This is a genomic window from Paraburkholderia panacisoli, assembly GCF_008369935.1.
Lineage (GTDB): Bacteria > Pseudomonadota > Gammaproteobacteria > Burkholderiales > Burkholderiaceae > Paraburkholderia > Paraburkholderia panacisoli.
On record NZ_VTUZ01000074.1, the window covers coordinates 19,798 to 29,494 of the forward strand.

The 9,697-nt window shown below is 61.7% G+C and carries 9 protein-coding genes and 1 pseudogene; 5 read left to right on the forward strand and 5 right to left on the reverse strand.

Going from position 1 to position 9,697, the window contains the following annotated elements; translation table 11 throughout:
* Positions 1-52: 52 nt before the first annotated feature.
* The 5 genes from FVF58_RS47815 to FVF58_RS47835 all read left to right on the forward strand — a co-directional run bounded on the left by FVF58_RS47815 (position 53) and on the right by FVF58_RS47835 (position 5,465).
* Positions 53-1,135, forward strand: coding sequence for a tartrate dehydrogenase (locus tag FVF58_RS47815; protein WP_149676500.1), 1,083 nt, complete (start codon positions 53-55; stop codon positions 1,133-1,135).
* A 34-nt stretch (positions 1,136-1,169) separates the two neighbouring features.
* Entirely contained in the window at positions 1,170-2,159 is a 990-nt protein-coding gene (locus FVF58_RS47820; protein WP_149676501.1) for a M14 family metallopeptidase, read from the forward strand.
* A 34-nt stretch (positions 2,160-2,193) separates the two neighbouring features.
* Positions 2,194-2,538 carry a cupin domain-containing protein gene (locus tag FVF58_RS47825; protein WP_149676502.1) on the forward strand — a complete coding sequence of 115 codons (345 nt, stop codon included), beginning with the start codon at positions 2,194-2,196 and terminating at the stop codon, positions 2,536-2,538.
* A gap of 232 nt (positions 2,539-2,770) precedes the next feature.
* Positions 2,771-4,243, forward strand: a complete 1,473-nt coding sequence (locus FVF58_RS47830; RefSeq protein WP_149676503.1) for an NAD-dependent succinate-semialdehyde dehydrogenase — start codon at positions 2,771-2,773, stop codon at positions 4,241-4,243.
* A 34-nt stretch (positions 4,244-4,277) separates the two neighbouring features.
* The gene (locus FVF58_RS47835; RefSeq protein WP_149676504.1) at positions 4,278-5,465 is read left to right on the forward strand and encodes an aminotransferase class V-fold PLP-dependent enzyme; all 1,188 of its coding nucleotides are present in this window, start codon (positions 4,278-4,280) and stop codon (positions 5,463-5,465) included.
* Positions 5,466-5,578: 113 nt separating this feature from the next.
* Here FVF58_RS47835 and FVF58_RS52125 read toward each other — a convergent pair whose 3' ends face one another.
* From FVF58_RS52125 to FVF58_RS47860, 5 genes and pseudogenes are all read right to left on the reverse strand, one after another.
* Positions 5,579-5,899, reverse strand: a complete 321-nt coding sequence (locus tag FVF58_RS52125; RefSeq protein ID WP_188131197.1) for a hypothetical protein — start codon at positions 5,897-5,899, stop codon at positions 5,579-5,581.
* A gap of 79 nt (positions 5,900-5,978) precedes the next feature.
* Positions 5,979-7,229 (reverse strand): MFS transporter, encoded by a 1,251-nt coding sequence (locus FVF58_RS47845; protein WP_149676505.1) that lies wholly within the window; start codon positions 7,227-7,229, stop codon positions 5,979-5,981.
* Between the two features lie 70 nt (positions 7,230-7,299).
* A complete protein-coding gene (locus FVF58_RS47850; RefSeq protein ID WP_149676506.1) occupies positions 7,300-8,373 on the reverse strand; it encodes a porin in 1,074 nt (357 codons plus the stop codon).
* A 142-nt stretch (positions 8,374-8,515) separates the two neighbouring features.
* Positions 8,516-9,373 (reverse strand): alpha/beta fold hydrolase, encoded by an 858-nt coding sequence (locus FVF58_RS47855; RefSeq protein WP_149676507.1) that lies wholly within the window; start codon positions 9,371-9,373, stop codon positions 8,516-8,518.
* 176 nt (positions 9,374-9,549) lie between these two features.
* Positions 9,550-9,697: pseudogene (locus FVF58_RS47860) on the reverse strand (4-hydroxy-2-oxovalerate aldolase); the annotation flags it as partial.

A 9,697-nucleotide genomic window follows, 5' to 3' on the forward strand; every position in this document is an offset into this window, starting at 1 on the left:
AATAAAATAGCCGTTATCGAATCGTCCAGAAGACCCAACGGAGGAGCACACCATGTCGAAGAAATATCGGATCGCAGTCATTCCCGGCGACGGCATCGGCGTCGAAGTCATGCCGGAAGCCATTCGCGTGCTGGACGCGGTGAAACAGCGCTTCGGCATCGAACTCGAGTATCAGCACATCGAATGGGCGAGCTGCGACTACTACGCGAAGCACGGCAAGATGATGCCGGACGACTGGAAGACCCAGTTGCAATCGGCCGACGCGATCCTGTTCGGCGCAGTCGGCTGGCCGGACACGGTGCCCGACCATATTTCCCTGTGGGGCTCGCTGCTGAAGTTCCGCCGCGAATTCGACCAGTACATCAACCTGCGCCCTGCACGGCTCTTCGCCGGCGTGCCGTCGCCGCTGGCGGGCCGCAAGCCGGGCGACATCGACTTCTGGATCGTGCGTGAAAACACCGAGGGCGAGTATTCGTCGGTGGGCGGCGTGATGTTCGAAGGCACCGAGCGCGAATTCGTGCTGCAGGAGTCGGTGTTCACGCGCCACGGCAGCGAGCGCGTGCTGAAGTTCGCGTTCGATCTCGCGCAACGCCGCGAGCGCAAGCAGATCACCGTCGCCACGAAGAGCAACGGCATCGCGATCAGCATGCCGTGGTGGGACAAATGCGCGGCCGGCATCGCGGCGCAGTACCCCGACGTGAAGTGGGACAAGCAGCACATCGACATTCTCTGCGCGCGCTTCGTGCTGAACCCGGATCGCTTCGACGTGGTGGTGGCGACCAATCTGTTCGGCGACATCCTGTCCGATCTCGGGCCGGCCTGCACCGGCACGATCGGCCTCGCGCCATCGGGCAACCTGAACCCGGACCGCAAGTTTCCGTCGCTGTTCGAACCGGTGCACGGCTCGGCGCCCGACATCGCCGGCAAGAACATCGCCAATCCGATCGCGATGATCTGGTCGGCCGCGATGATGCTCGACTTCCTCGGCAATTCCACGGGCAAGGAACGCGACGCGCACGACGCGATACTCGCGGCGATCGAAGCCACGCTGGTGGAAGGCCCGCATACCGGCGACCTCGGCGGCAAGGCGAACACCACCGAAGTCGGCCAGGCGATCGCGGCAAGACTCGCCTGAGCCGCTCGCTCACTCTCTGTCAGGACACTCTCGCATGAGCATGGAAGCCTACCCCATCGAAGTCGAATTCCCCGATATTTCGGTTCACGAACAATCGACCTCCGGCGTTGCCTACGTCCATACGTTCGACTCGGGCGCACCGGGTCCGCACGTGATGATCAACGCGCTCACGCACGGCAACGAGGTGTGCGGTGCGATCGTCGTCGACGCATTGCTGCGCCGCGGGTTGCGGCCGCGGCGCGGGCGCCTCACGCTGGCGTTCGCCAACGTCGCTGCGTATCAGCGGTTCGATCCCGCTCAACCCGATGCGGCCCGCTTCGTCGATCAGGATTTCAATCGCGTGTGGATGGCCGCGGTGCTCGACGACACCTCCCGCACGTCCAGCGAACTGGCGCGGGCGCGCGCGATGCGGCCGGTGATCGACAGCGTCGACGCCCTGCTCGATCTGCACTCCATGCACGAGAAGAGCAAACCGCTGATCGTGGCGGGACCGCTGCAAAAAGGCACCGATCTCGCTGTGCGACTCGGCACACCCGCCACCGTGATCTGCGACGAAGGCCATCCGGAAGGCCGCCGCATGCGCGACTACGAAGGCTTCGGCAACCCTGCCAGTCCGAAGAACGCGCTGCTGATCGAATGCGGACAGCATTGGGAGCAGAGCGCGGTTGCGGTCGCGCGCGACACCACTGCGCGCTTCCTGTTGCTGGCCGGCGTGATCGACGAAGCGGACCTGCCGGCCTGGTGGATCGCGCCGTTGCCGCCCGTGCAGCACATCGTCCGGGTGACGCAGCCGGTAGTGGCCACCAGCATGGATTTTCGTTTCGCGGCGCCGTACACGGGTCTGGAGATCTTCGCCGAGGCCGGCGCCGTAATCGGCTGGTCCAACGGCGAGGCGGTCATCACGCCCTACGACAACTGCATGCTCGTCATGCCTTCGCTGCGGCAACTTCGACCCGGCGTGACCGTAGTGCGGCTGGGCAAGATCGAGCAGACGGTGACCAGCACCGAAACCAGCGGTGATTGAAGCAGTCCGTGCACACTCAAAAGGCAACGTGAAGATGAAGGTACAGCAGCTCAAGCAAAGCGTGAATCTGCAGAATCTCGAAGACTGGGGCAAGGTTGGACTGCCCGGCACGACGCCGATTCAGGTGTCGGGCATGCAGCGCCTCATCAAGGGCAGTGAATCCATCGATACCGGCATTTTCGAATGCACCGCCGGCACTTACCGCCGCTCGATCAAGCAGGCCGAGGTGATGCATTTTATCGCGGGGCGCGGACGCTTCACGCCCGATAACGAGGAGACCATCCACTTCGAGAGCGGCGACACGCTCTTCTTCGAAGCCAATACCGAAGGGCTTTGGGAAGTCGAGGAAACGATGCGCAAGGTCTACGTGATCTTCTGAAGGCCAGTGACGCGCTCCGGGGTCGTCATCGCCAGTGCGCAGCAGAAAATGCTGTAGCACGTCAAAAATAAGTGACGCGCTCGCGGTGAACCGCTATTCGTTGATTTAATCGGCGGCGTCGCACGCGTAGCATTGATCCGTCAGGCCCGTCACGTCATTCATTCACCCCTGCCTCGGCCTGCGCGCCGCTGCATGGCCCGGCTTGTCCAGGGCCCTATGAAGGAGTCGTTCGATGTCTCTCGCACTCACCCGCACTGATCTGATTCGCCGGCAAAATTTCGTTGACGGACAATGGACCGGCGCGTTCGACGGCGCGTGCTTCACGGTCAGCAATCCGGCCACCGGCAAAATCATTGCCGAGGTGGCCGACAGCGGCAGCGTCGACGCACGGGCCGCCACCGACGCCGCAGCGCGCGCGTTTCCTGCGTGGCGGGACAGGCTTCCACGCGAGCGCGCGGAGATTTTACGGCGCTGGCATGCGTCGATCGTTGCCAACACCGAAGACCTCGCCAGACTGATGTCGATGGAGCAAGGCAAGCCGCTCGCGGAAAGCCGCGGCGAAGTGGCATACGGCGCGTCTTACGTCGCCTGGTTCGCCGACGAAGCAACGCGCATCTACGGCGATCTGATTCCGCAGCAGCAACGCGGCAAGCGCATGACCGCGGTGAAGGAGCCGGTCGGCGTGGTCGCCGCGATCACGCCGTGGAATTTCCCGTTGGCGATGATCGCTCGCAAGATCGCGCCCGCGCTCGCGGCCGGTTGCACCATAGTCGCCAAACCCGCCGAGGACACGCCGCTCACCGCGCTCGCACTTGCAGCGCTCGCGCAGGAAGCCGGCCTACCCGATGGCGTGCTGAACATCCTGTCGGCGTCGCGCAAGCAAGGCGTGATTGCCGTCGCCGACTGGCTCGCCGACCCGCGTGTGCGCAAAATCACATTCACCGGGTCCACGCCGGTGGGCAAGCATCTCGCGCGCGAAGCCGCCGGCACATTGAAGCGGCTTTCACTGGAACTCGGCGGCAACGCTCCCTTCATCGTCTTCGACGATGCCGACCTGGACGCAGCAGTTACCGGATTGATGGCGGCGAAATTCCGCAATGGCGGCCAGACATGTGTGTGCCCGAATCGCATCTATGTGCAGGCTGGCGTCTACACAGAGTTCGCCAACCTGCTGGCAAAGCGCGTCGCCGGCCTGGAGGTTGGGCCCGCAACGGAGCCGGGCGCGCAGATCGGTCCGATGATCAACGCGCGTGCCATCGACAAGATCGCCCATCATGTCGAAGAGGCCGTCCATCGCGGTGCGAGCGTGCTGGTGGGCGGCAAGCGTCTAACGGAACTCGGCGCGAACTTCTACGCGCCGACCGTGCTAACAGACGCTAGCGACGACATGCTGTTCGGCAGCGAGGAGACCTTCGGCCCGATCGCGCCGCTGATTCGCTTCGACGACGAAGCTGAAGCGGTCCGCCTCGCAAATGACACACCATACGGCCTCGCCGCTTATTTTTACACGCAGGACTTGCGGCGCATCAACCGTGTTGCCGGGCAGCTCGAGGCCGGCGTATTAGGTATCAATGAAGGCGCGATATCGAGCGAGGCGGCGCCTTTTGGCGGCGTCAAGGAATCGGGGTATGGCCGTGAAGGCTCGAAGTACGGGCTCGACGACTATCTGGCGATCAAGTATGTGTGCCAGGGCGGCCTGGATTAGTCCTCGCGGAAACGAGTGCAATGGAGATTTGCGAATGAACGTGGGAACGACGTCAAGCAGCGATCTCTCAGGTGAACAATTCTGGGAAAAGGTCCGAGCTGCCTACCCAACGCAGCAACCATTGATGAATTTGAACAATGCGGCAGTGAGTCCGCCGCCCGTTGTCGTTGAACAGGCCACCATTGATGCCTACCGGCTCGTCAGCCGGAATCCTGACGTCAATATGTGGAGCAAGCTGGACGCCGCCCTGCCGTCGATCAAGCAGCAACTCGCCGCATTGGCGGATTGTAGTCCGGACGAGATTGCCCTGAATCGCAACTCATCAGAGGGCTTGTCGACGGTTATCTTCGGCCTGCCGTTGTCGGCAGGCGATCAGGTGTTAATTTCCGAGTGGGATTATCCGAGTGCGCGTGCCGCCTGGATACAGCGCCAGCAGAGGGAGCACATCACAGTCGCGAGCGTGGACTTCGATGTGATGGGCAGTGACGACGAGATCGTCAGGGCGTATGAAGAAGCGATCACTTCCAGCACGCGCGTGATATTGCTCACCCATATGTTGCACTGGACAGGTCGGCTCATGCCGGTCAAACGCATATGCAAATTGGCGCGCGAGAGGGAGATCATCACCATCGTCGACGGCGCGCAGACGTTTGCACAAATGCCAGTCAGCTTCCGTGATCTCGATTGCGACTTCTTCATCACCAGTCTTCATAAGTGGCTATGTGCGCCGGTCGGCAACGGCATGTTGATCGTCAGGGAAAGCCGCATCGGTGAAACATGGCCGCTTCTGGCTCCCTTTGACCCGGCACCGCTGCGCATCGATAAGTTCGATCACTGGAATCTCGGCACCTACAATTCGGCGTTACAGGCTGGCATTGCACCAGCGCTGAAATTTCATCAAGAGATCGGGCCCGCAAAAATCCACGCGCGGTTAAAGGAGCTTAGCCGTTACTGGATCGAACTCGCCCGCGATATACCTGGCTTCACGCTACACACGCCGTTGAACGCGGACCTGGGAGCGGTCAGCCTATTCTCTATCGACGATGTCGATTCAAGGAAGATCGAGCAGGAGCTTCGGCAACGCTATCAGATACATGTGAAGTATCGTCAGGTGCGGCACATCGAAGGACTCCGCGTATCACCGCACATCTACATGCTCAAGAGCGATATGGACGCTTTTGTGTCTGCGCTAGCGCAAGTGGTCCAGATGAGCGGCGGATAACGCTGGCGAGATCGGCGGCGATCACAATACTTCATTTCACCGCCGCCCCGATTAACCTGACAGTGTCCTCAAGATGGCGTGCTCGTTCAGCCCGTTCTGATTCTCTCGTCCCATCACTGCTGTGGCGGCGCGACTCCCGCCTTCTTCTCTGCACCTTGCGCATTCTCCGGATAGTTCGGGTCGTACCCGCCCGGCTTATAGCCCGCACTCTCCAGCGTCTTCAACTCAGCATTCCGGTTAGCGCGTGCCTCCTTGCGGACGGCCTTACGCGCCGCCTTCTTCTGCGCCTTCGTCATTGATGCAGGGTTCGGTTGACTGGCCGCCGCGACAGCATTGCCAGGTTCGTCGGCAGGTTGTGGCTGGGCAATCGCACCCGACATAGCAAATGTCATCGTAACTAGCGTGGCGAGCGTTGCAGCCTGGAATTTCTTCATCTTGTTGTCTCCGTTCTTGTCGGTTGTTGATCTCGTTCTGGTACGCGCCCCGCTCGCGAGGCGCGACAACGCGCTGCGCTCAACCCGCTTCGGCACGCCGGGCAGCGAAATCGCGCTTCGGCTCCCGCGTTCCGAACGCCGCGATCAGCAGCCCCAAAATTGCCGATCCTAGTGCGATCTGCAGAATCACCGAAATGCCGGCGTGCTGCGCGATGCCGCCCGTCACCGCAGGCGCTACCGCACCGCCGATGATCTCGCCGAGGCCCACGATCATGCCCGTCGCCGTCGCGCCCAACTCGGGCGGCACCGATTCGCTCGCGAACGGCCCCACGACGATGCCGATGACGCCTGCTATCAAAAACGTCACGAAAGCAAGCAGGATGAAAAGCTTCATCGGATCGGCCCCGGTCTGTGTGAGAAGCCACAGGCCGACCACTTCGAACCCGAGCGCGGTCACGATCACCGGCTTGCAGCCGAAGCGGTCCGACAGCGCGGGCAGCACCACGACGCCGAGGCAGCAGCCGACGCCAAGTGCCGAGAGCACGAGACCCATCGAATCCATGCTGAGATGCAGATGATCGGTCAGATAGCTAGGCAGAAAAGCGGAGAGCACCACAAGGCCGGAGAGCGCGCAGAGCATCAGCAGCGTGCCCGAAATGACGTTGCGGTAGCGCAGCACGTCAAACCACGACGAGCTTCGCGCGGCATTAGCCGGCCCGGCCGGCGCATCCGCACGCAGCGACTTCGCGAGCAGCGCGGCGATCACGAAGCCCGGCACCGCGACGATCGCGAAGATCCAGTGCCAGTTGGGCACAACCTTCAGCATGGCGATCGCGATCAGCGGCCCAAGCCCCAGCCCCACCAGTGGCGCGGACATCTGCTGCAGACCCACGTTCAGTCCGATACGGCTGGGCTTCGATGCTTCGACCGTCGCAACGATACTCGCCGGCACATAGGCGCCTTCCGCGATCCCCATCAGCGCGCGCAGCAACACCATGCTCAGCATCCCCGCTGCCAGGCCGCTGCCGCCGACGAGCAGCGAGAACGCGATCACCGCCGGCACGATTACGCGCTTGCAGCCAATCCGGTCGGAAAGCCGTCCGGTGAGAATCGAGGCGAGGCCCCAGCACAGCGAAAGCACAGCGGAAATCAGGCCGAGATCCTGATAGTTCATTCCAAGCTCTTTGGCGATCACCGGAAAGAGCGGGTAGATAATGTTGCGGTCGAGTCCCACGAGACCGTACCCCAATGCGAGCAGGAATACCGCCTTGACCTCGTAACGCAGACTCCAGACAGCGCGCCCGTTAGGGGCGGCAACCGTTGTTTCCATGACGGATGTCTCCAATGTTTTGTTATGCCGATGCTCATGTGCGCGGCCCTTGTGCGCCGCACGCGTGGTCTCACCAGGTGTGCATCATGCCGATACGCACCATCGTCTGATTGTTGGACGTCGAGAACGCGCCCGCGCCCGGGATGAGTGCAGGTGCGCTGTTCGATGCGTGCTGATACACGGCAAATCCATACACGCTCGTGCGTTTGGACAGGTAGTAAGCGAGGTTCAGGCCGACCTGATGCATCTTCACGTCGTCGAGGACGTGGTTGCCGTCGTTGAACTGATAGTCGAAGCCGATGATCGCGGCGGGTGTGAGCGAATACGTGGCGGCGAAGTCGTACACCATCACGCGGGCGTTGATGTCGGTGTTGGTCGCCTGCGCGACCATCACCGCTGCGAAACCGTTACCGATCGCCATACGGCCACCCACACCCCAGTCGCGCAGTCCGCTGTTGCCGTTGTCGATGGTAGGAAACTTCGTGTATGTGTACGCGGCGTCGATTGCAATCGGACCTGTGTTGTAGCTCGCGCCGAAGCTTTGCGTGCTGTTCTGGCTGAATGCGCCAGCCTGACCTCCGAAGCCGTACATCGCGCCAAACTTGAAGCCGCCGATGCGCGGGCTTTCGTAAGTGACCGCGTTGGGCGTGGAGTACAGATCGGCGGTACGTAGAAAGTCCATCGATCCGAACACGGGCGCGCCGAGTCGCGGGAACGGGCCGGCCTGAGTGAAAGTCGGTTCGAGCGATGCGAGCATCGGCCCCCAGCGATCGATCGTCATGTAGTTGAACATGAAGTCGGTCTGCAGACCCATCGTCAATCGGCCGAACGATTCGTTGTCGAGGCCCACGTATGAATACCGGAACATCTGGTCCGGGCTATAGAGCGAGCCTGTGCCAATATCGAACGTGTTGAGCAGCTTGGCGATGGCCCGGGTTCCTCCGCCCAGGTCCTCGATGGCGGAGATGCCGAACCCTGTGTTGTTCGAGATCCCGCCCTGCATGAATGTATTCGAGTGGCCGCCCGCGTTCGACACCCAGGTCAACCCCGCGTCGATCGCGCCGAACAGCGTGACGCTCGACTGGGCATGGGCCGCGCCGGCCATCAGCGTGGCCATCGCGCATGTCATGATTTTCGCTTTCACCGTGTCTCCAATCTTTTTTGTCGTATGTCATGTGTGCCGCAACCGGAAAGCGCTTCCGGTTGCGAGCTAGCGGTGATTCCGCCGCGTTGGGCATGCTTGTGAAGATCCGCGGCGGAACCACCGAACCTCCCCGCGAACCGTCTTAGTGCTTCAGAAAATCAATCACCAGCCGATTGAATTTGTCCGCGTGCTCCCATTGCGCCCAGTGGCCGCAGCGGCTGAACACATGGAATTGCGCGTCACGCAGGCCCCACACCATGCGCAGGCCGTTGTCGAGCGGCACGAAGCGGTCGTCGCGGCCCCACGTCACGAGCGTCGGCGCGCTGATTTCAACGAGGCGGCCGCTCAGATCGGGAAACTGGTTCGGATTGGCTTCGAGGCTCTTGATGAAGTTTTCCAGGTGGTCGCGATGCGCCATCATGTTCGTGAAGCGGCCTTCAATCAGCTCCTCGGTGATCGTCGATGGATCGAAGACGAACACGTCCAGCATTCGGCGCAGACTCTCCATCGTCGGCGTCTTGTACGCGCCGAACAGCATCTTGATGCCTTCGAGCGGCATCGGCTGGAACAGGCTCGGGCCGACGCCGCCGCCACCCATGATCACCATCTTGCCGAGACGCTCGGGAAAATTCAGCGCAAACGACAGCGCGTTCACGCCACCCATCGAATTGCCGAGGATATGGACGCGTTCGATGTCGAGCACGTCGAGCAGCCCCTTGAGTGCGCGCGCGTTCAACTCCGAGCGCGAACCGCGCGTGCACACGATGGGATCGCTCTTGTTCCAGCCTGGCGAATCGAGAAGGATCACCCGGTAGCCTGCGTCGACGAACGCGCCGACGTTGCGGTGAAAGTTGCTCCAACCCGATGCGCCCGGCCCTGAGCCGTGCATCATCACGACGGTCTCACCCTCGCCCGCGTCGTTGTAGTGAACCTGCAGATCAAGGTCGCCCTCGTTGATCCGTGCGAACTTGCTGGTTCCTGTTTCGGTCAATGCAGCCATTGCTCTCCTCCTTGATCGGACTGGCGTCCGATAGCCACGGTGTTGTCGATGAGCGCTTTCACGCCATCGCATGATTAGTATTGCAAACTGTATTGCAGCGCTGCGGTCAGAAAAAGACAGCAAAGCCAAACGACACATTCGAAAATACCGAACAAACAACTCTGCGTGCAGCGAGATCAGGCCACTGCGCGTTTGTTCAGATCCAGCGCCACGTCGACGATCATGTCCTCCTGGCCGCCGACCATGCGGCGCTTGCCCAACTCGACCAGGATGTCGACCGTCTTCAGGCCGTACTTCTTCGCGGCCACTTCCGCGTGGCGCAGG